This is a genomic window from bacterium (genome assembly GCA_037128595.1).
GTDB lineage: Bacteria > Verrucomicrobiota > Kiritimatiellia > CAIKKV01 > CAITUY01 > JAABPW01.
In genome coordinates this window covers 1-26,995 of record JBAXWB010000040.1, presented here as the reverse complement: position 1 = coordinate 26,995, position 26,995 = coordinate 1, and the positions used below count along the sequence as shown (strand labels likewise).

The 26,995-nt window shown below is 56.7% G+C and carries 21 protein-coding genes; 16 read left to right on the top strand and 5 right to left on the bottom strand.

Going from position 1 to position 26,995, the window contains the following annotated elements; all coding sequences use genetic code 11:
- Positions 1-63 precede the first annotated feature (63 nt).
- The 3 genes from WCS52_17845 (at position 64) to gyrA (ending at position 5,571) form a co-directional block, all read left to right on the top strand.
- Positions 64-504: a hypothetical protein gene (locus WCS52_17845; GenBank protein ID MEI6169047.1), complete on the top strand. Its 441-nt coding sequence runs from the start codon at positions 64-66 to the stop codon at positions 502-504.
- A 142-nt stretch (positions 505-646) separates the two neighbouring features.
- The gene (gene gyrB, locus WCS52_17840) at positions 647-3,091 is read left to right on the top strand and encodes a DNA topoisomerase (ATP-hydrolyzing) subunit B (GenBank protein ID MEI6169046.1); all 2,445 of its coding nucleotides are present in this window, start codon (positions 647-649) and stop codon (positions 3,089-3,091) included.
- A gap of 2 nt (positions 3,092-3,093) precedes the next feature.
- Positions 3,094-5,571: a DNA gyrase subunit A gene (gene gyrA, locus WCS52_17835; protein ID MEI6169045.1), complete on the top strand. Its 2,478-nt coding sequence runs from the start codon at positions 3,094-3,096 to the stop codon at positions 5,569-5,571.
- A gap of 194 nt (positions 5,572-5,765) precedes the next feature.
- Here the strand turns inward: gyrA and WCS52_17830 are convergent, their stop codons facing one another.
- On the bottom strand, positions 5,766-5,996 hold the full coding sequence (locus WCS52_17830; GenBank protein MEI6169044.1) for a hypothetical protein: 231 nt from the start codon (positions 5,994-5,996) through the stop codon (positions 5,766-5,768).
- 13 nt (positions 5,997-6,009) lie between these two features.
- Here WCS52_17830 and WCS52_17825 point away from each other — a divergent pair, with 13 nt between their 5' ends.
- The 6 genes from WCS52_17825 to hrpB all read left to right on the top strand — a co-directional run bounded on the left by WCS52_17825 (position 6,010) and on the right by hrpB (position 10,379).
- Positions 6,010-6,300, top strand: a complete 291-nt coding sequence (locus WCS52_17825; protein ID MEI6169043.1) for a hypothetical protein — start codon at positions 6,010-6,012, stop codon at positions 6,298-6,300.
- 55 nt (positions 6,301-6,355) lie between these two features.
- Positions 6,356-6,589: a BrnT family toxin gene (locus WCS52_17820; GenBank protein ID MEI6169042.1), complete on the top strand. Its 234-nt coding sequence runs from the start codon at positions 6,356-6,358 to the stop codon at positions 6,587-6,589.
- Position 6,590: 1 nt separating this feature from the next.
- On the top strand, positions 6,591-6,863 hold the full coding sequence (locus tag WCS52_17815; protein ID MEI6169041.1) for a hypothetical protein: 273 nt from the start codon (positions 6,591-6,593) through the stop codon (positions 6,861-6,863).
- 44 nt (positions 6,864-6,907) lie between these two features.
- A complete protein-coding gene (locus WCS52_17810) occupies positions 6,908-7,210 on the top strand; it encodes a BrnT family toxin (protein MEI6169040.1) in 303 nt (100 codons plus the stop codon).
- Complete coding sequence (locus WCS52_17805; GenBank protein MEI6169039.1) at positions 7,194-7,406, top strand: CopG family antitoxin; 213 nt, start codon at positions 7,194-7,196, stop codon at positions 7,404-7,406. The genes WCS52_17810 and WCS52_17805 overlap by 17 nt, the downstream gene beginning before the upstream one ends.
- Positions 7,407-7,808: 402 nt before the next feature.
- On the top strand, positions 7,809-10,379 hold the full coding sequence (gene hrpB, locus WCS52_17800; protein MEI6169038.1) for an ATP-dependent helicase HrpB: 2,571 nt from the start codon (positions 7,809-7,811) through the stop codon (positions 10,377-10,379).
- A 3-nt stretch (positions 10,380-10,382) separates the two neighbouring features.
- On the opposite strand, the gene WCS52_17795 is transcribed toward hrpB, so the two are convergent.
- The 3 genes from WCS52_17795 to araA form a co-directional block, all read right to left on the bottom strand.
- Positions 10,383-11,078, bottom strand: coding sequence for an L-ribulose-5-phosphate 4-epimerase (locus WCS52_17795; protein ID MEI6169037.1), 696 nt, complete (start codon positions 11,076-11,078; stop codon positions 10,383-10,385).
- Between the two features lie 9 nt (positions 11,079-11,087).
- A complete protein-coding gene (locus WCS52_17790; GenBank protein ID MEI6169036.1) occupies positions 11,088-12,758 on the bottom strand; it encodes a ribulokinase in 1,671 nt (556 codons plus the stop codon).
- Positions 12,759-12,888: 130 nt separating this feature from the next.
- Positions 12,889-14,403 (bottom strand): L-arabinose isomerase, encoded by a 1,515-nt coding sequence (gene araA, locus WCS52_17785; protein ID MEI6169035.1) that lies wholly within the window; start codon positions 14,401-14,403, stop codon positions 12,889-12,891.
- A gap of 142 nt (positions 14,404-14,545) precedes the next feature.
- Between araA and WCS52_17780 the strand changes: the two genes are divergently transcribed.
- Together WCS52_17780 and WCS52_17775 are read left to right on the top strand one after the other, a co-directional pair.
- The gene (locus tag WCS52_17780; GenBank protein MEI6169034.1) at positions 14,546-15,415 is read left to right on the top strand and encodes an AraC family transcriptional regulator; all 870 of its coding nucleotides are present in this window, start codon (positions 14,546-14,548) and stop codon (positions 15,413-15,415) included.
- Between the two features lie 215 nt (positions 15,416-15,630).
- Positions 15,631-16,641 (top strand): alkaline phosphatase family protein, encoded by a 1,011-nt coding sequence (locus WCS52_17775; protein MEI6169033.1) that lies wholly within the window; start codon positions 15,631-15,633, stop codon positions 16,639-16,641.
- Between the two features lie 193 nt (positions 16,642-16,834).
- Here the strand turns inward: WCS52_17775 and WCS52_17770 are convergent, their stop codons facing one another.
- Entirely contained in the window at positions 16,835-17,794 is a 960-nt protein-coding gene (locus tag WCS52_17770; protein ID MEI6169032.1) for an AraC family transcriptional regulator, read from the bottom strand.
- A gap of 86 nt (positions 17,795-17,880) precedes the next feature.
- Here WCS52_17770 and WCS52_17765 point away from each other — a divergent pair, with 86 nt between their 5' ends.
- From WCS52_17765 to WCS52_17745, 5 genes are all read left to right on the top strand, one after another.
- Positions 17,881-18,903 carry a hypothetical protein gene (locus tag WCS52_17765; protein MEI6169031.1) on the top strand — a complete coding sequence of 341 codons (1,023 nt, stop codon included), beginning with the start codon at positions 17,881-17,883 and terminating at the stop codon, positions 18,901-18,903.
- A 347-nt stretch (positions 18,904-19,250) separates the two neighbouring features.
- On the top strand, positions 19,251-20,828 hold the full coding sequence (locus tag WCS52_17760) for an autotransporter-associated beta strand repeat-containing protein (protein ID MEI6169030.1): 1,578 nt from the start codon (positions 19,251-19,253) through the stop codon (positions 20,826-20,828).
- A 24-nt stretch (positions 20,829-20,852) separates the two neighbouring features.
- Positions 20,853-22,598: a hypothetical protein gene (locus tag WCS52_17755; GenBank protein MEI6169029.1), complete on the top strand. Its 1,746-nt coding sequence runs from the start codon at positions 20,853-20,855 to the stop codon at positions 22,596-22,598.
- Positions 22,573-24,996 (top strand): autotransporter-associated beta strand repeat-containing protein, encoded by a 2,424-nt coding sequence (locus tag WCS52_17750; GenBank protein MEI6169028.1) that lies wholly within the window; start codon positions 22,573-22,575, stop codon positions 24,994-24,996. The genes WCS52_17755 and WCS52_17750 overlap by 26 nt, the downstream gene beginning before the upstream one ends.
- Before the next feature lie 30 nt (positions 24,997-25,026).
- On the top strand, positions 25,027-26,995 hold a 1,969-nt coding region (locus WCS52_17745), incomplete at its 3' end, for a hypothetical protein (protein MEI6169027.1).

Here is a 26,995-nt window from a genome sequence, read left to right as displayed (position 1 = left end):
GTCATAAGTAATGTGCCGAGGTTGCGAACAGGTGATCATCGGGGTATGGAAGGATTTTGAAATATGGCTATTCCGGTTCTTGATCCCAGTAATGAAGGCCTGCCATTGGTGGAGTTGACCAAGCTTGCCGCCATGATGGCCGGAGCGGTGTCAGGGGCGATGGTGGCCTGGTTCTCCCGTCGCAACGTCCTGCTGACCCTCTGCGCCTTCCTGTTGGGGATCATGGGCGGATTGAGCATCGGGACAGGCATGGGGACGTTGTTTTATGTCACCCATGATGGCGCGGAGACCATCGTCAGGGCCGGCTGTTGCTCCGTGTTACCGGCCCTGGGGGCTGGTTTGGCAGGTGCCCTTTCGACGGCATTTCTGATATCCATCCTCATCGGGTTTCTGTCGTTGCGCCATCTCAAGCCGCGTCCCCCACGGGTTCGTACGGTTCTGAATGGCTTTATGGCCGGCGCTGCGACGGGCACCCTTACGGCGGTCCTTTGGGCTGTCGTTTAGTCGCAAAACCTTCTTGCGCGCAAAGCGGCTTTTCGATACAGTCGGACCCTAAATGACCACCCTCTTGGGCGGTCAATTTCTGACCCGAAAAACGGACGTTCCTTGAACCCCGTAAGTTATTCCAGAAGAATGAGTTCTTACTATGGCTGAACAACAAAAAAAGACCGGGGCTTATGACGCCTCCCACATCACCGTTCTTGAGGGCATGCAGGCGGTTCGAAAACGCCCGGCCATGTACATAGGTGACACTTCGGTCCGCGGTTTGCATCACCTCGTTTATGAGGTGGTCGACAACTCGATTGATGAGGCGCTGGCCGGCTATTGCACCAACGTGCAGGTCCGGCTGAATGCGGACGGGTCCTGTACGATTAACGACAATGGGCGTGGGATTCCGGTGGATATGCATCCGACGGAAAAGCGTCCGGCGGTGGAAGTGGCACTGACCGTTCTGCATGCAGGTGGCAAGTTTGATAATGACAGCTATAAGGTGTCCGGCGGTTTGCATGGCGTCGGGGTCTCGTGTGTCAATGCGCTGAGCGAGTGGCTGGAAGTGGAAGTCCGGCGTGACGGGCAGATTTATCACCAGCGCTATGAGCGCGGCGTGCCGGTGTCGAAGCTTGAAACCATTGGCAAGACGCGCGGGACGGGGACCAAGATCACGTTTCTGCCGGATACCCAGATTTTCACCGGCTCCATCAAGTTTGAGTGGGATATCCTGGCGAACCGTCTGCGGGAACTGGCGTTCCTGAACGGCGGCATTGAGATCCACTTCTCCCAGGAGGAACCGGCGCGCGAGGAGCTCTTCAAGTTCAAGGGCGGGGTGGTGGAGTTTGTGGAGCATTTGAACCGCAGCAAAGCCGCGATTCACCCCAAGGTCATCTCGTTTGTGAAAGAGAAGGACAAGATCGAGGTGGAGATTGCGTTCCAGTATACCGACACCTATACCGAGACGATGCTGTGTTTTGCCAACAACATCAACACCATTGAGGGCGGCACCCACCTGAGCGGCTTCCGCTCGGCGCTGACGCGTACCGTCAATGCCTATGCCAAGGCGAATAAACTGATCAAGGAAGACAAGGAAAGCCTGTCGGGTGAAGATATCCGGGAAGGCATGACGGCCGTGATCAGTGTCAAACTGCCCGGTCCGCAGTTTGAAGGACAGACCAAAACCAAGCTGGGCAACAGTGAGGTGGAGGGGATTGTGGCGTCGGTGGTGAACGATGAACTCTCCACCTATCTCGAGGAGCATCCGCCCGTGGCGCGGCGTATCATTGAAAAGGCGCTCCTGTCGGCCCGTGCCCGGGATGCGGCCCGCAAGGCCCGTGACCTGACCCGCCGTAAAGGCGCGCTGGACTCCGCAGCATTGCCCGGCAAACTGGCCGATTGTTCCGAGCGTGATCCCGCCCTGTGCGAGTTGTATCTGGTTGAGGGTGACAGCGCCGGTGGCTCGGCCAAACAGGGCCGGAACCGTGAGTTCCAGGCCATTCTCCCCCTGCGCGGTAAGGTGCTGAACGTGGAGAAGGCGCGACTGGACAAGATCCTGAATAACAATGAAATCCGGACGATGGTGACGGCCATTGGGGCGGGAATCGGGGCGGATGAGTTTGATGTCGCCAAGGTGCGCTATCACAAGATCATCATCATGACCGATGCCGACGTGGACGGCTCTCACATCCGGACCCTGCTGTTGACGTTTTTCTACCGGCAGATGCCCAAACTCATCGAGAGCGGCTATGTCTATCTGGCCCAGCCGCCCCTGTACAAGGTGAGCCGCAAGAAGCGCGAGGAGTACATCGACACCGATGAGACGCTGACCCGCAAGTTGCTGGAACTGGGCGCCGAGGATATGACCCTCAAGGTCAGCCGCAACAAGACGCTGGAGACCAATGAGCTGATGGCGTTGCTGGAGTTGCTGTTGCAGACCGAGCAGGCCTCAAAGAGCCTGTCGCGTAAGGGGATCCGGTTTGAGGATTATCTGGCCAAACGCAGCAAGGCGGGGGCCTTCCCCCGCTATTATGTGACTATCGGCAAGGGCGAGACCGCCGAGCACCATTTCGTGACGACCGATGAAGAGCTCAAGGGCCTGCGTGAAGAGCAGGAGCGGAAACTGGGCGAGCAGCTCGAAATTGTTTCCGAAAACGGCCATTCGGCGCCAGCCATGGGCAGCTCGGCCTTCCGCATCCAGGAGCTGTATGTGGCCACTTCCCTGGCCAAGGTGATGGTCGCCATTGAGAAAAAAGGATTTTCCATGGAGCAGTTCAATCTGCATGAAAAGCCCTTGTTCACGCTCAAGGATTCAGATGACGAGGAAACGCCGGTCAGCTCCCTGCCGAACCTGCTGGAAGTGATCCGGGAGTTCGGCCGCAAGGGGCTTTACATTCAGCGGTATAAAGGTTTGGGAGAAATGAATCCCGAGCAGCTGTATGAAACCACCATGAATCCCGACAAGCGGAAGCTGCTCAAGGTGGTGCAGGAGGATGCCGTCAAGGCCGATGAGATCTTTACCATCCTGATGGGGGATGAAGTCGAGCCGCGCCGCAAATTTATTGAGGACAATGCCCTGAACGTTCAGAATTTGGATATCTAAGTATGTATACACGAAACGAAGTTTTGGCCAATATCAACATCGAAGACGAGATGCAGCGCTCGTACATTGACTACTCCATGAGTGTCATTATCGGGCGTGCCCTGCCGGATGTCCGTGACGGGATGAAGCCTGGCGCGCGGCGTATTCTCTTCGCCATGCGGAATCTCGGGTTGTTACACAACCGTCCCTACAAGAAATGCGCCTATGTGGTCGGTGAAGTGCTGGGTAAATACCACCCGCACGGCGATTCCTCGGTGTATGACACCCTGGTGCGGATGGCCCAATATTTCGCCATGCGCTATATGCTGGTGGATGGCCAGGGAAACTTCGGTAGTATTGATGGCGATAATGCCGCCGCCTACCGGTATACCGAGTCGCGTCTGACGAGCATGGCGGAAGAGATGCTGGCGGATATCGACAAAAACACCGTGGACATGGTGCCCAACTACAATGGCGATCTCATGGAGCCGTCCGTGTTGCCCGCCCGCGTCCCCAATCTGCTCCTGAACGGCAGCACCGGTATTGCAGTCGGTATGGCCACCAACATCCCGCCCCACAACCTGGGCGAGCTGGTGGATGCGCTGGTGCACCTGATTGACCATGAGAATGCCACCGTGGATGACCTGATGAAGTATGTCAAGGGTCCGGATTTTCCTACGGGCGGTATCATTTGCGGATTGAAGCCGATCGCGGACATGTACCGCACCGGGCGTGGCCTGCTGAAGGTCCGCGGCCGGGCCGGCATTGAGGAAGGCAAGCAGGGCAAGGAAAGTATCATTATTACTGAGATTCCCTATGCTGTGAATAAGGCGACCCTGATCACCAATATCGCCTATCTGGTTCAGGAAAAGAAGATTGAAGGTATTTCTGATCTGCGCGATGAGTCGAATAAGGACGGAATCCGCATCGTCATTGAACTGAAGCGCGGGGTGGTGGCCCGGGTGGTCTTGAACAACCTCTACAAGCATACCCAGCTCCAGACGACCTTCGGCGCCATCATGCTGGCGATCGATCAGGGCCGTCCCAAAGTCATGACGCTCAAGGAGATGCTCGAGGCCTATCTGGATCACCGCTATGACGTGGTTCGGCGCCGCACCCAGTTTGAGCTCGATAAAGCCGAGGCGCGCGCCCACATCCTGGAGGGGTTGAAAATTGCGCTGGATAACATGGATGCCGTGGTGAAGATCATCCGCGCGGCCAAGGACCGGGATCAGGCCCGTGCCCAGTTGATGTCCAAGTTCGGACTGAGCGAAATCCAGTCGAACGCGATTCTCGACATGCGGCTCTATCAGCTGACCGGCCTGGAACGGGATAAGCTCGAGGCGGAATATCTGGAGTTGATCAAGCTGATCACCTATCTGAAGGACCTGTTGGCCAGTCGTGAGAAGCTGTTCGGGATCATCAAGGCGGACCTGATCGAGGTTCGGAAGCAATATGCGGATGAGCGGATCACCAGCCTGGTTCCTGATGAAGGCGAAGTGAACATCGAGGATCTGATCGCCGACCGCGGTTATGTGATCACCATCAGCCATACCGGCTACATCAAGCGGACCGCCGTGAGCACCTATAAGGCCCAGCGGCGCGGGGGCAAAGGGGTGGCGGGAATGGATACCAAGGAGGAGGACTATGTCCAGCACCTCTTTGTGGCCAATACCCATGACTACATCCTCTTCTTTACGCCCACCGGTCGGCTGTACTGGGAGAAGGTGTATGAGGTTCCCGAGGCGAACCGGAATTCGCGCGGCAAGGCGTTGGTCAACATGCTGAATGTTCAGAGCGGTGACAGCATCGCCTCGATGATCAAGGTGCGTGAGTTTGCCGAGAATCAGTTTGTCGTGTTCGCCACCGCGAAAGGCGTGGTCAAGAAGACCAATCTGGCGGCCTTCAGCAATCCGCGTACCGCCGGCATCATTGCTATCGCCATTGATGAGGGCGACCGTCTGATCGGGGTCAAACAGACCGATGGCCATACCGATGTCGTGCTCACCACGCACAATGGAATGAGCATTCGCTTCAATGAGAGCGAATTGCGCGACCAGGGTCGTGACACCCGGGGGGTGTGCGGGATTGCGCTGGATGACGATGACAAGGTCGAGAGCCTGGAGATTGTGGATCCGCGCGCGACCTTCCTCGTCTGTACCGAAAACGGCTACGGAAAGCGTACCGGGTTTGATGAATACCGGGTTCAGCACCGCGGCGGCCGCGGCCTGATGACCATTCGCACCTCGGATCGCAACGGGGCCATTGTGGGAGCCCATGCCGTTCAGGAAGGCGATGCCCTGATGCTGATCACGGCGCAAGGCCAGATGATCCGGATGCCGGTGGCGGATGTCCGTGTGATCAGCCGCGTGACCCAGGGGGTTCGCCTGATCAATCTCGATGCCGGCGACAAGCTGGTGGCGGCAACGACCGTTGAACCTGAGGATGATGAGGTCGTAGCGGCGAGCCCGGAAGGGGCAGAGCCGAAGAAGGGTGAATAACAGGGGCACTCATTACAGCGTATCCGCAGGGCTGATTACGCCCATCGGCCCCTTGTTGAGCACGTGGGTGTAAATCATCGTTGTTTACATCTGGGAATGCCCCAATAAGACCTGCACCGTTCGGATGTCCTGTCCGGCCTCCAGCAGATGGGTTGCAAAAGAATGGCGGAAGCAGTGCGGGGTGAACCGGATCGTCAAGCCGGCGGCTCGAACGGCCTCGCGAACGGCGCGTTCGGGTATTTCTGGGCCAGCGCGCCAGGCACTTCCACCTCGTGCATGTTACGGGCCTTATCTTCCTGGTATTGACTCTGTCGCAGTTGAATCCATTGCTGCATTTCTTCGCGATATTTCTTGGGAAACGGTACGTACCGGTCTTTGTCCCCCTTGCCACCACGCACCATGAGCCGGTTCTGGTCAAACTGCACATCCTGTACCCGTATGCAAGTCGTGTGCTGCGCTTTATCCGGAAAATCCTATTTTGTCGTCCTCTTCTCTATAACCATTGAACAAGCCAAGGCATTGCTCAATCTTTTGCAGAAAAATATCGAAGATATAGTGAAGTGGGATCCGACTTCTGCGCTGGTCGTTTTCAAGGTGACTGAGCCCCCAATTATCGTTAAAGCGAAGGAGCTGGCGTCCCAACACCGGCAGGCAAAGACGGCCTGTTTATTTATTTTGCCTTTGTCGCAGAATGCCAAATATATGAATAAACAAGGGGCAACCCGATGAATTATGATTTCGAGTGGGATCCCGTAAAAGATCGTCTTAATCGGAAAATCATGGTGTGCGATTCGAGCAAGCGACGCATGTTTTCCGTGACCCAAGGGCCATCACGGTGTTTGATGAAGAACACAGCAAAACTGAAGATCGCTGGGTGACGATTGGCCTTTCGGCCAGCGGTGGAGTTTTGGTGGTGCACCACACGTACCAGGAAAGCTGCGAATCAAATGCCTGCATCAGGATTATTTCGTCTCGAAAGGCCGTCAGGCGTGAAATCAGTCAGTACATGGAGAAATGATATGAAAAAGGGATATGACTTTTCAAAGGGAGTGCGCGAGAAATTCTTTCGGCCGGATGCGAAGATGAACTTGCCCGTTTATCTCGACTCAGATGTGTTGAGTTTTGTGGAAAAAATCGCATCCAGTAGACGTTCTGATATTTCGGCTGTTGTCAACCGGCTGCTTAAGTCTGACATGCAACTGATTGAAGCCGCAAAATACTCCACGAACCACCTCTTTGATCGCGACGGCTCGCACGCTCGCCGCGGGTCAAGAGTCGCGTTCTGCATATAAAGTTATTTCTTGAATCATAATGCTATTAGCAATACGATATCAATATGGATGAGATAAAATTCACTTGGGATGAAGAGAAGGCAAAAGCCAATGTGCGCAAACATCATGTCTCATTTGAAGAGGCAACATCGGTGTTTGCTGATGAAAATGCCCGACTGAAGCATGATCCTGAACATTCGGATGAAGAAGACCGGTTCATCATCCTTGGATTCAGCTCAACGCTTCGCATTTTGGTCGTGTGTCATGTGTGTCGGCAGGGCGATCAGGTGATTAGGATAATTTCGGCTCGCAAAGCGACCCGTAATGAACGCAAACAATATGGGAGGGAATATGAAAAAGGAATATGATTTTTCGGATTCGGTTCGCAATCCGTATGCCAAGTTTTTCAGGAAACAGGTTACCATGCGTTTGGGGACTGATGTCATTGAATATTTCAAGGCTTTGGCAAAAGAAACCGGGGTGCCGTACCAAAACCTGATTAACTTGTATCTGCGCGAATGTGCTCATTCCGGCAAGAAGCTCGCACTGAAATGGGCATCATAAAATTGCAGAACCACCCGCTTCTCGGTACGGCTGTCGCCCCCGAGAGCAGGCTGTTAGCCCTAAAAAATGAGGAACAATTATGAGCGTCGCAATCAAACGGGCAACAGTGTACTTCGACTCATCGCTTCACCGCGTGTTGCGGTTGAAATCCGCAAGGAGTTGAAGCGAAATGGGAAAATATAGAGTCGAACTGAAGAAAAGTGTTCAGAAGGATTTTGACTCAATCCCCAAGAAAAACCTTTTCTATACTCGATCAAGGATGACCTCCTGATGGTGTTTGTGGTCGCGGTCGAACCTCGCAAGGAAATCTACAGATAGCCGAACCTCGCATTGCCTGTTATCGGTAATTTGACTGCGATCTTGCCCTCAAGATAGCGATCTGGCATCGTTCACCGCTTGCAGATGAACACCCTCCCCATATTTGAAATTGAACCGGCTTTAATAAAGGCCTGTGCCGGGATCAATACCCGGCTTGTGATTCAGGCACCCACCGGTTCGGGAAAATCAACCCAGATCCCGCAGATGTTGCTAGATCGCGGGCTTATTCCGGAGGGACGTCAGGTCGTGATCCTTCAACCCCGGCGACTGGCGGCCAGATTGTTAGCCACCCGGGTGGCCTCTGAGCGGAACTCGGCGATCGGGCGGGAAGTGGGGTATCAGGTTCGCTTTGAAAACAGGATCAGTACTGATACCCGGATTGTCTTTGTCACGGAAGGAATCTTGTTGCGGCGCCTGATCAGTGATCCGCACCTTTCCGGGGTGGGGGCGATCATCTTTGACGAATTCCATGAGCGGCATTTGTTTGGTGATATCACGCTGGCGCGCGCCTTTCAGTTGCAGAAGACCCTGCGTCCGGATCTCCGGCTGATCGTCATGTCGGCGACCCTGGATAAAGCGACCCTTGAATCGTATCTCACCCCTTGCACGGTCTTGCGCTCTGAAGGCCGCATGTATCCAGTCCGGATCGAGTACCTGCCCAAGCCGGTGGATAGCGCGCGGGTGCCGATCTGGGAAACCGCGGCCACGGAAACCGCGCGGTTGCTCGCCCAGGAGCGGGAAGGGGATGTGCTGGTCTTTATGCCGGGCTCCTATGAGATTCACCGCACCATTCAGGCGTTGAACACCAAGCCGGAAACGCGGGGCTGTTCCATTTGCCCCCTGCACGGTGAACTGGCGCCGCGGGATCAGGATGCCGCTGTGGCGCCCGGGGAGCGCCGTAAGATTATTGTCTCCACCAATGTGGCGGAAACGTCGCTGACCATTGAAGGGGTCCGGTTGGTGGTGGATGGCGGTCTGGCCCGGATCGCCCGCTTTGATCCCTATCGGGGGATTGATACGCTGTGGATCGAGAAAGTCAGCCAGGCGTCCGCGGATCAACGCGCCGGGCGTGCCGGCCGTATGGCCCCCGGGGTCTGTGTGCGGCTTTGGACGGAGTATGAGCAGCGTGAGCGGCCACCCCGTGAAATTCCCGAAATCCGCCGCGTGGATCTGGCGGAAACCCTCCTGATGCTCAAGGCGTCCGGTTGTCCGGATGCCCGGACCTTTCCCTGGTTCGAGCCACCGGAGGACCGAACCCTGACGCGGGCGGAAACCCTGCTGCGGGATCTGGGGGCGGCGGATGAGAAGACGGGTGAAATTTCGGAAGTGGGTCGGGGGATGTTGGCCTTCCCGCTGCATCCCCGCTATGCGCGCATGCTGATGGCGGCGGAGGAGGTCGGACGGGTCCGGACCGTGGCCTTGATTGCGGCGATGACGCAGGAGCGCGGCCTGTTAGTCAAACGGACGGATTCCCAGGTCGAGGAACAGCGCGACCGGCGGCTGGGCGACGAAGTGTTATCCGACTTCTTTCAATTGATGCGGGCCTGGAGCGAGGCTGAGGCGCATGATTTCAATGTGGACTACTGCCGGAGCCTGGGCATTCACGCCGGGGTGGCACGTCAGGCGGGGCGGCTCTATGAGATGTTCTGCCGGATCGCTGAGGGACAGGGCCTCTCCCTGGAGCGCGAGATTGTGGCCGATGACGACGTCCGCCGCTGTGTGCTGGCCGGGTTCGCCGATCAGGTGGCACGGCGGATGGATGGGGGGACCCTGCGTTGTGAGCTGGTGCATGGCCGGCGCGGCGTGTTGGAGCGGGCCTCGGTCGTGCGCAAAAGCACCTTCGTGGTGGCGGCGGAAGTACGCGAGGTCGAAAGCGGATTTGCCAAGAAGCCGGCGGCCATTGGCGCCAAGGGCGACATGGATGTGCTGCTCTCGCTGGTGACGGCGATCGAGCCGGAATGGCTGGAGGAATTATTCCCGGGCTCCGTGCGGGAGGAGACGCAGGTGCGGTTTGATGACTCCCGGCGTGTCATCGCCGAGCGCGGCCGTTTCTATCATGACCTGGTGCTGGAGATGAAGCGCGGGGGGAATCCGCCGGAGGGGGACGCGGCCAGTCTGCTGGCGGATGAAGTGCAGGCGGGGCGCTGTACGTTGAAGCACTGGACTGAAGAGGTGGATCAGTGGCTGCTTCGGGTGAGCCTGCTGCGGAAGTGGTGTCCGGAACTCGAGCTGCCGGAGATCACGGACGAAGACCGGCGCCTGATGATCGAGGAAATTTGCATGGGGGCCTTCAGCGTGAAGGAAGTGAAGGAGCGTCCGGTTTTTCCCGTGGTGAAAAACTGGCTCGATGGGCGAAAGCAGTCGTTGCTTGATAAGCAGGTACCCGAACGACTCGATCTGCCTGGTGGCAGGAAAGTGAAGATTGTTTACTCCGAGACCAATCCGCCGACGATTGCGGCCCGGATCCAGGACCTTTACGGTGTGGCGGAGAGCATCCGCATTGCGATGGGACGTCAGTTAGTGACGATCCAGGTGCTGGCGCCGAATTACCGTCCCGTGCAGGTGACCTCTGATTTGACCACCTTCTGGCGCGAAGGCTATCCCAAGGCCAAGAAGGAGCTTCAGCGCAAATACCCGAAACACAAATGGGTGTAAGGGTTATTTTTCCTGCCCGTAATAGGCATTGGCGCCGTGCTTGCGCAGGTAATGCTTATCCAGCAGGACGTTCGGCACTGCCTTGGTGGCGGGGGCGATGCGCAGGGTCTCGGAAGCCAGCTTGGCGAGAAATTCCAGGACCACGGCGCTGTCCACTGCCGCTGAGGCGGATTTCCCCCAGGTGAAGGGGCCGTGGCTCGCTACCAGAACCCCGGGGAAAGCCAGGGGGGCCAGTTTCTTAAACCGCTCAACGATCACGCGGCCGGTGTTCACTTCGTAGTCGCCTGAGATCTCCTTGCTGGTCAGTGGACGTGTACAGGGGATCGATCCGTGGTAGTAGTCGGCATGAGTGGTGCCGAACGCCGGAATCTCGCGCCTGGCCTGGGCCCAGGCGGTGGCAAAGAGACTGTGTGTGTGAACGATCCCGCCGAGGCCGGGGAAGGCGCGATACAATTCCAGATGGGTGGGGGTATCGGAACTTGGCTTCAGGTCGCCCTCCACTACTTTCCCGGTCGCGAGCGACACCACCACCATATGAGCGGGTTTCATCTGGTCATAGGCGACGCCCGACGGCTTGATGACGATCAGGTCCTTCTGGCGGTCGATGCCGCTGACGTTCCCCCACGTCTGCACCACGAGCCCTTCGGCAACCAACCGCAGGTTCTCGGCACATACGTCCTTCTTGAGTGATTCCAACATCGCGTCCCCTTATTTTCTGGCCTTGTTGCGGATCTCGATGAGGGTCTTCATGACGCCGTGGAGTTCTCCCGCATAGCCCGGCACCCCGAAGGCGTCATGCAGTTGACGATACAGCTTATAGATTTCCTTGTAAACGGCATGAGCAGCGGGATTCGGGCGGTAGACGATCGGCTTCAACCCCGTCATCGCTTTCTGGGCCGCCGTCACGTTCTTATGGGCGCCCGCCACCACAGCGGCGGCCACGGCCGAGCCCAGCGCGCAGGTTTGGGCTGAGCGCGAGACCTTCATGGGACGTCCAATGATGTCGGCGTAGATCTGCATGACCATCGGGTTCTTCTCGGCAATGCCGCCGCAGTTGACCACCGATTTGACAATCACGCCGTACTCCTCGAGCCGGTTGATGATGGTCAGCGCGCCAAACGCGGTGGCCTCCACCAGGGCCCGATAGATTTCCGCCGGCGTCGTGTACAGCGTCTGTCCGACCAGAAGGCCGGTCAAGCGCTGGTCCACGAGGATGGTGCGGTTGCCATTGTTCCAGTCGAGCGCCAGAAGCCCGGAGGCGCCCGGCTTGAGCTTGGCGGCCTGATGGGTCAAGGCCACATGACCGCCCTCTTTACCGTGGGGTTCAATGGTGTTTACGAACCAGTTGAAGATGTCGCCCACAGCCGATTGCCCGGCTTCAAGGCCGAAATAACCAGGCAGGATGCTGCCTTTGACAATCCCGCAGATGCCGGGAATGTCGGCGAGTTTCCGGTTGCCCGGCGCCACCATCAGATCGCAGGTACTGGTCCCGATCGTTTTGACCAACGTGCCTTCACCGACGCCGGCCCCAACGCCGCCGAGATGGGCATCAAACGCGCCGACCGCGACAGGGATGCCGGCGGTAAGGCCGGTTTGCTTGGCCCAGTCCGCCGTCAGATAGCCGGCGGTATCTGAAATATCATAGGCTTTGGTTGCCAGGCGGCTGCGCAGCGCGCCCAGCTTCGGGTGTAATTTGGAGAGGAATTTGGCGTCGGGGTAACCACCCCAGTCGGCGTTGAACATCGCCTTATGGCCGGCGGCGCAGATGCCGATCTTGGTGACGCCCGGCTTCTGGGTTCCGGTCAGCATCGCGGGAATCCAGTCCGCCATCTCGACCCAGGTATAGGCGGCGTCAAATACCTCAGGGCTGGTTCGCAGGCAGTGCAAGACTTTGCTGAAAAACCATTCGCTGCTATAGATGCCGCCGCATTTTGTCAGATACTGGGGGCGGATCTTGCGGGCCAGGGCGGTGATCTCGGTCGCTTCTTCAACGCCGGTATGATCCTTCCAGAGCCAGGCCATGGCAGCCGGGTTCTTGGCGAACCGTTTCGTGAGGGCGAGGGCGGTGCCGTTCGTGTCCACCGGCAGGGGCGTGCTTCCCGTGGTGTCCACGCCAATGCCGATTACCTGGGAGGCCTTGAAGCCTTTTATTTTTTTCGATGAAGCGGCGAGCGCCGCCTTGATGGTGATTGCGGCGCCTTCCAGGTAATCTGCCGGATGCTGACGCGCCAGATTGGGGTCGGAGGAGAGGATGACGCCCTCCTTGCCGTGTGAGTAAATGTGAACGGCCGAGCCGGCCTCGGCGCCGTTGGCCACATCCACGACTAACGCCCTGACTGAATTCGTTCCATAATCCAAACCGATTGAATATTTTGCCATAATTAACTCCTCCCGGGTCAAACCGGATTTAAAATATTTAGACAGAATCAACAAAATATACAAAATTAAACCGTCGATCGATTCCTATTCTGTACATTATGTTCATTCTGTCAGAAATCTCTTCTGTCGACTACCGACCTACTCCCTGTAGCAGATGATACGCGACATCATTCCAGCGGAGCTCATTCTTGAGCGCCGCAATCGTGGTATCTGCGCCGATCCGGATCATCTCGATCCCGGTGATAGCGGCGAAGTCCTCAAGGTGCTCCACGGTGACGGCGCTGCTGAAGGCCGAGTGGTGAGCCCCTCCGGCGTAGATCCAGGCGGCTGCTGCTGTTTTGAAGTCCGGCAACGCCTCCCACATTGCGCAGGCCACCGGCAATTTAGGAAGGGGGCGGGGCGGCTTGACCACGTTGAGTTCGTTGACAATCATTCGGAAGCGGTTGCCCATATCCACCAGGGTGGCATTCAGGGCAGGGCCGGGCTTGGCGGTAAACACCAGCCGGGCCGGGTCTTCCTTGCCACCGATTCCCAGCGGATGGATCTGAAGGGAGGGCTTCGCCGCCGCGATGGAGGGGCAGACCTCCAGCATGTGGGCGCCCAGGACCAGGGGCCGCTTGGGGTCCATATGATAGGTGTAATCCTCCATCCAACTCGTGCCACCCTTGAGGTCAGCGGCCATGGCCTTCATGCCACGCAACAGCGCGCAGGTCTTCCAATCCCCTTCGGCGCCAAAACCGTACCCTTCGGCCATCAGGCTCTGGACGGCGAGACCGGGCAGCTGTTTCAGGCCATGGAGATCTTCAAAAGTAGTCGTAAAGCCCTTGTATCCGCCCTGTTCGAGGAAGGTTCGCATCCCGACTTCAATCTGGGCGGCATCCTCAAGACGGCTGCGTTTGGCTCCACCCTTACGCAGGGCGGGTGCCACGGTGTAGGCGGCGTCATAAGCGGCGCACTGGGCGGCAACGTCCCGGTTGCTGGCGGCATTGATGACCGCGACCAACTCGCTCACGGGGTGGGTGTTGACGGAGTAGCCCAGCCGGATTTCAGCGGCGACCTTATCGCCCTCCGTGACCGCCACCTGCCGCATGTTGTCGCCGAACCGCACAAATTTGGCGCCTTGCAGATCGTTCCAACCGCGTACGGCGCGTTCCCAGGCGGCGATGCGGTCCTGGACTTCCCGATCCTGCCAGTGTCCGACCACCACCTTGCGCTCCAGGCGCAGGCGGGCGTGGATAAAGCCATGCTCGCGGTCGCCATGGGCCGACTGGTTCAGGTTCATGTAATCCATGTCGATGGAAGACCAGGGCAGATCACGGTTGAACTGCGTATGCAGGTGCAGCATCGGCTTGCGGAAACTCGTGAGCCCGCCGATCCACATCTTTGAGGGGGAAAACGTGTGCATCCACAGGATGATGCCGCCGCAGGAGGGGTCGTTGTTGGCGGCCGCCAGCGTGTTGCGGATCTCGTCGGGGGTTTTCACCACGGGCTTGAAGACCAGTTTCAGAGGCAAGCGGCGTGAGGCGTTTAGGCCGTCCACGATGTTGCCCGAGTTCTCGGCCACCTGGGCGAGGGTTTTAGGACCATAGAGATGCTGGCTTCCGGTGATGAACCAGACGGACAGGTTATTATCGAGGTTTTTCATAGGGACTCCTTATCGGTTATGACTGAACTCATTTTGTAAATTCTGTTCATTCGGTCTAAATCTGGCCGTTGTACTCATGCCTTGATCTCCCCATTAATGTCATATAGTGTCGGGAAATCAAATAGAGAAAATGAGCATTCAGATGGACAAAATGAGCATCAACCAGCGCTTTGACTACCTGGCCCCCAAAGAGCGGCAATGGGGGATTCATCTCTGTGGGGTCGGGGTCCGGTTGACGCCGCCTCATGTGGCCTATCAGGTCTACGAGGATGGGGCTCCCTATCAGTGGAAGAACGGCCGGGTATTGCGGGACTACAGTCTGGTGTATCTCACTCAGGGGCGGGGGATATTGCGGGTGCGCGGTGCGCGGCCACTTGAGGTTGCCGCCGGGGACGTCCTGCTGATCCGGCCCGGGGTCTGGCATGATTACGCCCCTCTGCCGGAGACGGGCTGGAAGGAATACTGGATGATGTTCAATGGCCGGCAGGCGGAAACGCTGATGTCACAGGGCGAGATTCCCTGGCGTGCGCCGATGATTCACTACGGGGTGGATGAATCCCTGCACCACCTGTTTACACAGATGCTGGAAGTGGCGGAGGGGATGCCGCCCTTTGGTGGGGTGATCCATACCGGGCTGGTCCTGCAGATGGCGGCCTTGATCCAGAGCCGGCTTCAGTTGCAGAGAGAGCAGGGCGGGCGCGAGGAATCCTTTATCCGGCAGGCCAAACAGCAAATGGCCAATGAGTTGGAGCGGCCGCTGGATATGAAAGCCCTGGCGAACCAGTTGGGTGTAAGTTATCCGCATTTCCGCAGGGTTTTCAAGACGTCCACCGGCCTGCCGCCCCAGCAGTACCTGTTAAACCTGAGAGTGAACCGGGCGAAACAATTGATGGAAGAACCGGACGTCAAACTGAGTGACGTGGCCCGGCGTGCCGGGTTTGAAGACCCCTATTACTTCTCGCGGGTCTTCAAGCAGAAGACCGGCATTCCTCCGTCGCAATGGCGGAAGTAACGCTTTATGACCGCTCGCGCTGTCAGCATTGGTGGATGCCGACGTCCCGGCGGCATATGTGGACAGGGTGAGCTTTCTTTTCGCTGGTACGCCGCCGGGACGTCGGCGTCCACCGGATAATCCGCGCGGAGTCGTTTTTGGCAACATGTCTGAAGTCTAGACTGGGCGGTATGATTGGTTCTTGGCAAACAGGAATTATCGTTTACCATCGATCCATGAAAAAAATCATAGCGATGTGTTTGATCGGGTGTGGTCTGGCGGCGCAGGGGGCAGACTACGTCATTGCCTTGAGTGTCGACGGGCTGGGATCGTCCTATCTGCAAACGATGGTGGATGCCGGTAAAGCGCCGCACTTCAAGCAACTTCAGGCGGAATCCGCAGGCACAGCCAATGCCCGCAATGACTATGACGTCTCGGTCACCCTTCCGAATCATACCAGCATGGTGACCAGTCGCCGGGTCAAGGAGGCGGAAGGCCACAGTTGGACCAACAACACCGATCCCGCCAAGGGCGTGACGCTCCACTCCCACAAGGGGGCCTATATCTCCAGTGTCTTTGCCGTGGCGCATGATCATGGGCTCAAGACGGGGATGTGGGCCACTAAAACCAAGTTCTCGCTGTTCCCTGATTCCTATAATGCGACGAATGGGGCACCTGACACCACGGGGGTGAATAATGGGCGTAACAAAGTGGATTATTCCTATATCAAATCGTCGGTTGAGCTCGTCGACAACTTCATCAACACGATGACGAACCAGCCCTGTCAGTTTGCCTTTGTGCATTTTGGTGAATGTGACGGAGCGGGCCATAGTCAAGGTTGGGGGAGTGAGCCTTACTACGCCGCCCTGGTCCTGCTGGATGGTCAGTTGGGCCGGATCATGGATCTGATCGCCACGGATCCGAAATTGAAGGGGAAAACGGCCTTGATTTTGACCGCCGACCATGGCGGGGCCGGCAAAGACCATTACGACACGACCAAGCCGCTGGATTACACCATCCCCTTTTATGTCTGGGGTGACGGGGTCACCCCGGGTGACCTGTATGCGCTAAACACAGACAGCCGTCTCTCTCCGGGTGAAGGGCATCCTGATTATGCCGCACCTAAACAACCGATCCGTAACGGGGAAGTGGGGAATCTTGCCCTGTTCCTGCTAGGGCTTCCGCCGATTCCGGGTTCCACGATTGATGCGAAGCAGGATTTGCGGGTGAGCGCCGTGGCGAAATAGCAGGCTTACGCCTTGTTCTTCTTGTCGCGCTTGGCCTGCTTCTTCTCGGCGATGGTTTTCTGAGGTGCTTTTTTGGTTTCCCGCTTGCTGTCTCTAGGTTTTGACATTGTTCGTACTCCTGTATGTGTTCACTAGCCGGCACCATGCCTGGCGACGGTCAAAACTATACAAAAAGCCTTTCCTTAAGCAATGGCTATTCCGTATGGATGGCGCTCAGGTTGAACTTGTCACCGATGCGACGGGCAGACAGCGGGGTCTGGTGCGTCAGTCGTTTGAACTCCTTGCAGAAATACGCATAATCCCGGTACCCGCTCTCCAGGGCAATCTGCTTGATGGGGACCTTGCTGTTGGTGATCCGGTTCAGGGCGCGTTGCAGGCGGAAATACTGAAGGTAGGCATGAGGGCTGGAACCGGTCTCCCGCCGGAACAGGCGGGAGAAGTGGTGGCGCGAGAGGCCGGCCTCCCGGGCCATTCGCTCGATGGAAAGATCGGGATTGTGATAATCCTGGTCCACGAGTTGGATGACGCGCCCGATGGCGGGCAAGACCTCCGCGCGCGGTTTGCGGTGCGTGCGGAACAATTCCATCAAAAACCGGTGCGCGAGCGCAGCGACCTCAAATTCATCGGGAATCTGCCGGTCAAGAACCCGGCGATGCAGGTGCTTGAGCAGATCAATGGCTGGATGGGTGACTGGAAGCTGCCACAGATAGCCGTGCAAGCGGACAAGTTGGGTGACGAGACTATGCGCCATGTCACCGCTGATCAGCAGGAATCCAAACTCCCAGGCCCCCCCGGGCGGCAGCCAGTAGCGGGTGGGCGAGGGAACGGGTAACAAAAAGCCCATGCCTGGCGTCATCCGGATAATTCTGCCGTTGGGAAGCGTTTGGAACCGGCCTTCCCCTGAAAAGGTGTATTGGAAGGCGCAGCTGTTTTTCTTGATGTGAAGTGCGAAATCATCCCGGTGCTGATTATTGAAATCGTACCGACGCTGCCCGTATTCGAGGGAAATCCCCTCAGCAATGATGTCGCACCGATGTTCGGGATAGCTCCGGATCCGGCTGAACCCTGACTCGTTTAGCGGGAGACCGGACTTGAGCACGATTCTTATATCATTAAGCACATAATCACTATTGATTGCATTGGGGCCATTCATTCTGAGTCGCTACTATAGAGCACAATTATTAAATATAAAAGCAACGATTTTGCGTGTAGCGGAAAAATTCAAAGGGGAGATTGAAAATGAACAGGATGAATCGCGTGAATACGAGTGTGCTGGTTTGGGGGGGCATGTGGCTGCTTGTGGCGGCATTGCAGAGTCAGGCACAATCGCTGGTGTGGACTGGAAACGTGAACAACGTCTGGAACACCTCGGATTCTAACTGGCTTAATGCCGGGGTTTCCGCCAACTACGCCGATGGGAATGGGGTGGTGTTTGATGATACGGCACTGGTAACGACCAATATCAATATATCGGGGACGGTCTCGCCGGGTTCCGTCTTGTTCAGTAATACTAATGCCACGGGGAATGCCTATTCTTTCACGAACGGTGTTATTGCAGGCGGGGGCAGTGTTTCCAAAACAGGAGCCGGGGTTGTAACGTTCGGGTCACCTTCCGGCGGGGGGCTAAGTGGAGCGAGGCCCATTTCATTTTCGGCAGGAACCCTTATCAGTCGCGCTCAGGGTGCCTTGGGCACGGGGACCATTACTTTCAATCGTTCAGCCGTTGTTGCGCGGGATTTGAAGTTTGATGCCGTTTCTCAAACCGTTCCTAACAATATTACCATAAGTGGCACGTCCGGTGCCGCCAAGTGGATCGTCAGCAGTAATGTCGTGAGAATGACCGGAACCATGAATTTAGGAACAAGCGGCGTCAACAATGCTTTGAGCATTTGGGGGCAAGGCACTCTTGAGTTGAGTCCGGCAAATTCATTGGTGGGGCAGACCAATTATTGGATCCTTGGAGATTCTACCTGGAATACTCTTCAAAGCCCGGTATTCAGTGTGCCGTTGGGTGGTGATTTGCCCGCAGAAATCAGTGTCAAAATGAATTATGGCATGTTTGTTTTGAGTCCCGCGATGACCTGGTCCAACTTGATCGCAGCTCATGCCTATACTAATGCAAGTACGCCTGGGGTTGGGAAGTGGACTTATTCTGCGGGTGGGTTTGCGGCCAAGGGTGCCCCGCAAGTGTTGAATTGGCCGGCAGGGGGATTCTCGAATCTGATCAATCAACAGCCTCGGGCTCAACCAGATATCCGGTGATGCTTGGGTCGGATGTGAGAAATGAGGATGGGTCGTTTTTTGCCGATGCATCCCTTGAGATTGCATCGGATATGACACTAACGGCCGATAGGGCATTCTATATCGCACCACAGGGGCCGGGTCGAGCAACGAATTCGACTGCGAATGTGATCCAAAAGATAAGCGGAAATATTTCCGGGCCAGGATCAATGTCGTTTTCATCGTCGATTCCTGCATTAAACAGTGAGATTACTGTGGCTGAAGTTATTCTTTCGGGCGTCAATAATTGGACTCGTGGAACTAAAAATCTTGCTAACGACTGCATTTATACTGGACCGGGAGGGCTTGCCATACAAGACAGCAGCAGCATGTTGGTTCGATTTAATGGCAATTCCAGTCTGCCATCCGGCAATAATTCAAGCAACGCCTATGTGATGAGTGTTTCGTGGGCGGGTTCAGATGTGCATGGCTTTTTGCTCACAGGGCAGACCAATGCGATTGCGACGTATCAATTACCGCAACATTATCGGTTCTTGTTGGGTAATGATTACGGTTATTCAAAACCAGCTTTTGGAAGTACTGAAGGCCAGGCTGCGTTGGTAGGGTCTGAGATTTCATGTTGGAATTCCACCACTCCTGGTCGAGACAGTGGTCTTTGGATGCTGGTTCGTGATGGTTCCCTTGTTCTCGGAACTGTTGGGGCTCCGGTAAAGTTCACGGCCAGCACTGGATCTGAGACCAAGGGGAACACAGGGTTGGACTTGCCGGCTACACCGCTGGTGGACTTCGGCAGGAGTGTGCCGCTGACCAAGCGTGGGACTGGGACGCTGGTCCTGTCCAACGTGGTCTATACCCTGGTGGATGGGACGGGGGATGCCACATCCAAGTTCGTCTGGTATCTGGGGAATACTGATACAAATCTTGATGCGGGTGTTCTGCGGGAGACGGGAACAGGGCCTTCCAATTCGATCCGAAACATGGCGTACTTCATGAACGGTGGTATTTTGGGGCTTGCGGCAGATTATACCGGGAAGTCCGGAACGAATGCTCCTGCGGGCGAGATCAATGTCGGGGGGTTTTGGGTATATAACTACAGCAACACAGGTGCTGGATTCGGCGCCTACGGGGGCAAGCGTACGGTTACCCTCTCTCCCTGGAGCGGAAGCAAGTTAACCTGGGGTAGCTCGGCCGTCGCATCTGATTATTTTCTCTATAACGGAGCGCCCTTGATCTTCAATGCCCCGGATGCTGATGGTGAGATTGTGCTGGCAACAACCTCAACGAATTCCATTTCCTTGAATAGTGCCGCCCGGACCATCACCGTCTATGACAATCCGGCAACGAACTCCGACTGGGCGACCCTGTCGATCCCGATCATCGATGCCAGTGCGAGCGCGGCGCTGGTTAAGTCCGGAAATGGAATTCTGAATCTTTCAGCAACCAATAATAACTGGGCCGGGGTGACCTCGGTGTCGAACGGGACGCTGAACGTGAATGGGACCCTTCTGGCAGGCGCAAGCAACCTCACGGTGTATAGTGGGGCCACTTTGGGGGGGACGGGGACCGTCTCCCGCCGGGTGCAAGTGCTGAGTGGCGGAACCCTGTCGGCCGGGACGCCGGCCGGAACGGGCACGCTGAACATCAGCAGTAACCTGGTCCTCAGTACCGGAGCGACGTTATCAATCAAAGTGGATGCGACCGGATATGACCGGGTGAACGTGGGTGGCGCCGGCAGTATTGATCTCACCGGCGTAAAGGTGGATGTGATTCCTGCAAGCGGTTCGGATGTCACCGGTAATTACACCATCCTGACTTCTGGCAGCCCGCTTCTCAATTACACCTCGCTCGGGACGGTGACGCGTGGTTACAACGTCAGGTTAACGGCGGGTGGAACCGCTCTGGAGTTGCGGAAAGACTCATCGGGTCTCGTCATCCGGGTTCAGTAGTCAACGCTTTCCCGGGGGGACTTCATGAACACCAATCTTAAATATGGGTTAGTCGGAGTGATGCTTGCGGCATCACACCTCTCCGGCTCGGCGGTGGGGGCGGTAACCAACCTCGTCCCCTGGTCGGACTCCTTTGAGTCCTATCCCAGTGGCACGTCCGTCATCGGCACCAACGGCTGGACGGCCCAGACAGCGGCGGCGGGCGTGGTGACCAATGATCCGGTCAAAACAGGCCAATTGGCCGATTATCTTGCCAGTGGCGGGACGTATCCATTGCCCTCGCTCACCCATACCAACATCCTGAAGCTCAATGCCGAGGTGGCCAATGCATTGCAAAGTGCCGGTGGCGGGGTGGTGGTTTCGGATATCATGGCCTATCCGACCTGGAGCGATGCGGCGCCGGGCGGACAGACCAATGACCAATGCGCGTTCTATGTTGCCACGAATGGCTTGCTGACCATCTGGCATCAAAACCGGGTCGGAGCCCCTGTCACCAACGAATGGCTCACCCTGACGAACAGTGTGGTGATCGGCACGAATGCGTGGATGCGGCTTACCGTGGTCCATGATTACTCCAATCTGATGTACCAGGTCCGGATCAACGAAGGGGCGCCCCTGGTGGATGGGAAGGGCTGGGCCTATGGAGGCGCGAGTCAGGGCGGTGCCTGGTTCTACATGGTCCAGACGAATCGTTTGATGTCCGCCATTCTGGCGGAGGCCTCGCTTGCCTATCTGGATGATGTCAAGACCGCGCGGCGGGCCCTGACCTGGAGCCGAACCAACTTCATTGAGAGTCTAACGAATAACGGGGCGATGGATAACAGTCAACCCCTGTCCATCGTTCTGGCGCAGGACACGTTCAATGGCCTGGTGAACAGTGATCTGGTGACGGCCGGGAAAGTGGCGGTATCCGGGTTGCCCTCAAACCTGATAGCGGTGGCGACGATCGTCAATAGTACCAATGTGTCGCTTACGTTGACCAATCGGGCGGTGTGGCATGAAGCGGGCAACTCCATCAGCAACCTGGTGGTGCAGTTCGCGGACAATGCCTTCACCCTAGGGCGGGCCTGGGATGTATTGGGATGCCGGCAGACCAATGCGCTTACCTTTATGAACACGCCGGCACTGGGCTATAGTGCGGCCTTCTTTGCTGAAGGCGCGGCTAACAACGGGACCATAGACAATACGTCGCCCCTGTTGATCACCCTGACGAATGCGACGTTTGTCGGGACGGTGGGCGAAAACTTCGCCATAAATTCCCTGAAACTTCAGATTCAGTATCTGCCGGCCGGGCTGACCGGCGAGGTGTTGATGCTGAGCTCCACACAGTTGCAGGTGCGACTGCTCGGAGCGACCTCGCCGAATAATGCAGCCAATAATACTAACATTCAATTTCAGGTCCTGGCCGGCGCGTTAAGTCTGGGAACTACCCCTCTGGCGAGTGTGTTGAATATGGGAAGTCCCATCGGCCTCAGCTTCAGTGACGCCGCCACCCTGACTTATGGCACTGCCACGTTTACAGAGAAGGTGGCCAATGATGGTTCAGTCAATGGGACGACCCTGACACTGGCCAATAAAACCTTTAATGCGGTCGAGAATGAGGAGCTGGTGACCGGCGGGAAAATCACGAAGGGCGGATCCCACCGTGGTTGCCCGGTCGGCTGGCTCTCTGGGAACGGGGCCGATTCTAATCAACCGAATCAGTGGCTCGTCGAGTGGCGCGGGCCCTACCCTGCAGATCGAAGTGCCCTACAGGGTTTTGACGGTTGACCTGACGATCACGGGACAGGTCGGGCATGCAACCCTTAACACCGTAGGGCCACTGATTTTACAGAATAATTTGACGCTATATGGGACAAACTCGCTGAATATCATGGGCAATAGTGGTGCCAACGGCGCGGTGATATTCAATCAGGCGGCTTCGGGTAAAGCGGTGACGATGGGCGCAAACAGCCGGATCAATCAGGCCTATGGATTGTTTGACCCGGTGTCCCCGGCGAACTTGCCGGTGACCATCGGCTACCGGCAGGATGTTGGCGGTACAATCGTCTTAAGTACGAACTTTACCTGGGCCAATTTGGTGTCAGGGCGAACGTGGAAAAACACTTCCACTCCGGTTGGCGGAGAGTGGAATGGACGCAGTTTTGCAGCCCGCGGCGCAGCGCAGGTGATTGACGGCACCGGGGCCTTTGAGTCCGGAACCACAAACACCTGGCTGGGAATCAGCCCCATCCTGATGGGGTCGACGGTCACCAATGCCGATGGGACCTTCTATGCCAACGCCGGTGTCAAAATTGCGCGCGATATTATCATTTCCAATGATTATTCGGTCACTGTGGCGAGCACAGGGCCGGGAATCACCAATCCTTCAACAGCCGGATTTGTATTTGAACTGGCCAGCACGATCAGCGGGACAGGTTCGTTCCGCACCGTTGCCGCCGGAACAGGCCATCAGGGGCAATTACCCGAGTTGGTTTTGTCTGGCACCTCGGTTTGGAGCGGGGTGCATAATTTTGATTACCAGAACGGTGGGCACTATATGGTTGGGCCTGGCGGAATGGCCATTGGGGGATCTTACCAGTTGGTCGGATTCGTCCGGTTCAACGGAAATGCCAGCATTCCGAGCGGGAATGGCGGATCTAATTGTTACGTCCTCGCCATGGGGCGCTCGAGTTCCGACGGTAAGTTCGGATACTTGCTCACCGGAAGTGATGCTAATCCTGTTTACACTCTCACCAATGGCGTTCGCTTTATGCTGGGGGGCGGCAGTGCGCCCGCAACACTTGGATTGGCGATTGGACAGGCAACCTTGCGCGATAGTATGGTGAGCATCAATAATGAGACAGGGGTTGCGAATACAAATCAGGATCTGTATCTATTCGTGCGCGATACCAATTCGACATTCACCCTTGGCGCTCCGGGACAAGCCGTTCGATTCAGTTCTTGTGCGTTAACCTTAAACGCCATTTCGCAAGGCTGGTATTCGCCGACCAATCAGGCGGCAGCGATGAATGAACGTATTGGGATCAATACGCTCAGAAAGCGCGGGCCGGGCACGTTGCTGTTGTCAAATGTGCAATATACGCTCATTGACGGGACCGGTGATAATGCTACCAACTTTGTTTGGCAGATTGGCTCGGGCGTACTTAATATCGGTAACCCCTTTGATGGGGTGGTGAAAGAGAGTGGGACGTCGGTTTCAAACTCACTGAGAACAATGCGGTCAGTCATCCTGAACGGGGGCGTGATGGGGTTGACTTCGGATTTTTCGCCTGTGTTGGGAACGAATGCTGCAAATAATAATATATTTTTCAGTATGGCCGGCGCCGCCGGAGGTGGGTTTGCTGCCTATGGTGGCCGGCGCACGGTAACCATTAACCCACGGGGCGGTTACAATTATTTCGGGTGGCCGAACTCGACCGCAACCGATGGTCGCTTTTTCCTGGCTTCAGGCGCCCCGCTAATACTGAATGCACCCGATGCGGACGGAGCCATTGTGTTAACGAGCGATTCAACGAACTCCATCAATCTCACCACGCTTTCCGAAATCCGGGTCTTTGATAACGTTGCAACCAATACGGATGAGGCAATTCTCAACATAAAGATTAGCAGCAATGGCAGTCTGGTTAAAACCGGAGCAGGAACTTTGACTCTGACGGCAACCAACAATGACTACACTGGCTATACCTATGTTAGCAATGGCACGCTGAATGTGAATGGAGCGATTCTGGGGAGTGCCAGCAACATCTACGTTTACAGTGGTGCGACGCTGGGCGGGACCGGAACCATTGCTCGTGCCGTAAATATTGTCGGCACTGGCGCCCTTACGGCAGGAGCGACTAATCGGGTTGGAACGTTAACGATCAGTAGCAACCTTGTGTTCAGTGGTTCCGGATCGCTTGTTGTGGATGTGAGCGCCTCCGGTGTCGACAAGGTGATTGTGAATGGAACTGGCACGGTGAACTTGAATGGCTTGTCGTTGGTGGTGGTCCCTGCCGCCGGTTTCGAAATGACAGGCGGTCAGGACCTTACGATTATGACTACCCCCAACGGCTTGATTACCGGTTCGTTTACGACCGTGCCGAAGGGATATACGGTCAGGATCGACAACGGCAAAACCTTAGTTCTGCACCGTGACTCGCCGGGCTTTATTTTCAGGATCCAGTAGGGCTTTAGTTTTCTTTTTTGGGGGGAGCAAATGAAAATCAATCTTAAGCAGGGGCTTATCGGCATGATGCTTGCGGCATTATGCCTGTCGGGCTCATCGGACGGGGCGGTCACGAATCTTGTCCCCTGGTCGGACTCCTTTGAGCCGTACACCAACGGGATGTCGGTGGTGGGTACCAATGGGTGGACTGCCCAGTCCTCCGAAGCGGGTGTGGTGACGAATGATGCGGTACGGGCGAACCTGTTGACCAACTACCCGGTTGCAGGGAGGTCCTATCCGCTGTCCGGTCCCACCCAGACCCACACGAATATCCTTCAGGTCAATGCCCAGGTAGCGAATGCCGCCCAGAGCGCGACGGGCGGGGTGGTTTATGTGGATTTCATGGTGCTTCCCACCTGGAGCGACGGCGCTCCCGTCGGGCAGACGAATGACCAGTGCGCCTTCTATATTGCCACGAATGGATTGCTGACCATCTGGCATCAGGACCGGACGCAAGCTCCGGCCACGAACGAGTGGCTTACGTTGACGAACAGTCCCGTCATCGGGACCAATGAGTGGACGCGGTTTACGGTGCTGCATGATTATTCGAACCAGATGTTCCAGATCCGGGTCAATGAAGCCACCCCCTTGGTGGACGGGCGTGGATGGACCTATGCGGGCGTTCAGGGTGGCTCCTGGTTCCATATGGTGCAGACGAACGGGACGCTGGGATCGCTGGTGGCGGAAGCGGCGCCGGCCTACCTCGAGGATCTGATGACGGCCAAGCGCACTCTCTCCTGGAGCCGGAGCAATTTTACCGAGAGCGTCACGAATAACGGGGCGATAGATAACAGCCAGCCGCTGACCAATTCGCTGACCCTGGATACGTTCACAGGCACGCCGGGTGAGAATTTTGTAGGGAATGGCAAGGTCGTGGTAACAGGGTTGCCCTCGAACCTGACGGCGGTGGCGACGCTGGTTAACTCGACGACGGTGGCGTTGACGCTGACCAACCGTGCCCTGGTGCATGAGAGCGGCAATTCTCTCAGCAATCTGGTGGTGCAGTATACCGACAACGCGTTCACCCTGGGCCGGGGGTGGGATGTGACGGGCTACCAGCAGACCAACCGGGTCTCGTTTACGAACACGCCCAGTCTCGGCTACAGTCTTCTGTCATTCTCTGAAAGCAATGCCAACAATGGAGCGATTGATAATTCGAATCCGCTGGTCATCACGCTGGCCAATGCGACCTTCACGGGTAACATCGGCGAAAACTTTGCCACGAACAGTCAGAAACTGACGATTACCAACTTGCCGGCCGGTCTCACGGGCCAGGTGCTGATGGCCAGCGCCACCGAGTTGCAGGTGCGCCTGCTCGGGAATGCCACGGCTCACGCGGTGGCTCAAAACGTCACCACGCTACAGCTTCAATTCCAGGCGGGGGCCTTCAGTCTCGGATCGACCCCTTTTTCCAGCGTGTTGAATTTAAGCACGAACCTGAGCATCGCATTCATCGATCCCTCCACATTGACCTATGGAGCTACGACGTTTACCGAGAAGGTGGCCAATGACGGCTCGGTCAACGGCACGACCCTGACCCTGGCCAATAAGGCGTTTAATGCCATAGAGAATGAGGATATGGTTGGCAACGGCAAGATCACCGTGGCGAATAAACCGGCCGGCCTTGGCCTTGAGATCCGGCGGGGCGCATCGGCCTCAACCGCAACACTGACGTTCACGGGCAATGCCGATGCGCATGCGCTCATTAACAGCATTTCCAATCTGGTGATCACGCTCACCGACAACGCGGTGGCCGGCGGCAATGCGGCGGCCGTGGCCAACTACACCCGCTCCAATCTGATCATCCAGTATACGGATCCGCGGACGCTCAGTTACAGCAGTGCCACCTTCTCCGAGCTATCGGGCGGAATGATTGATAATCGTAATCCCATCACCATCACCCTCTCGGGGGATACCTTCAGTGGCGCCACCGGAAATGATTTTGTGGCGGGTAACAAGA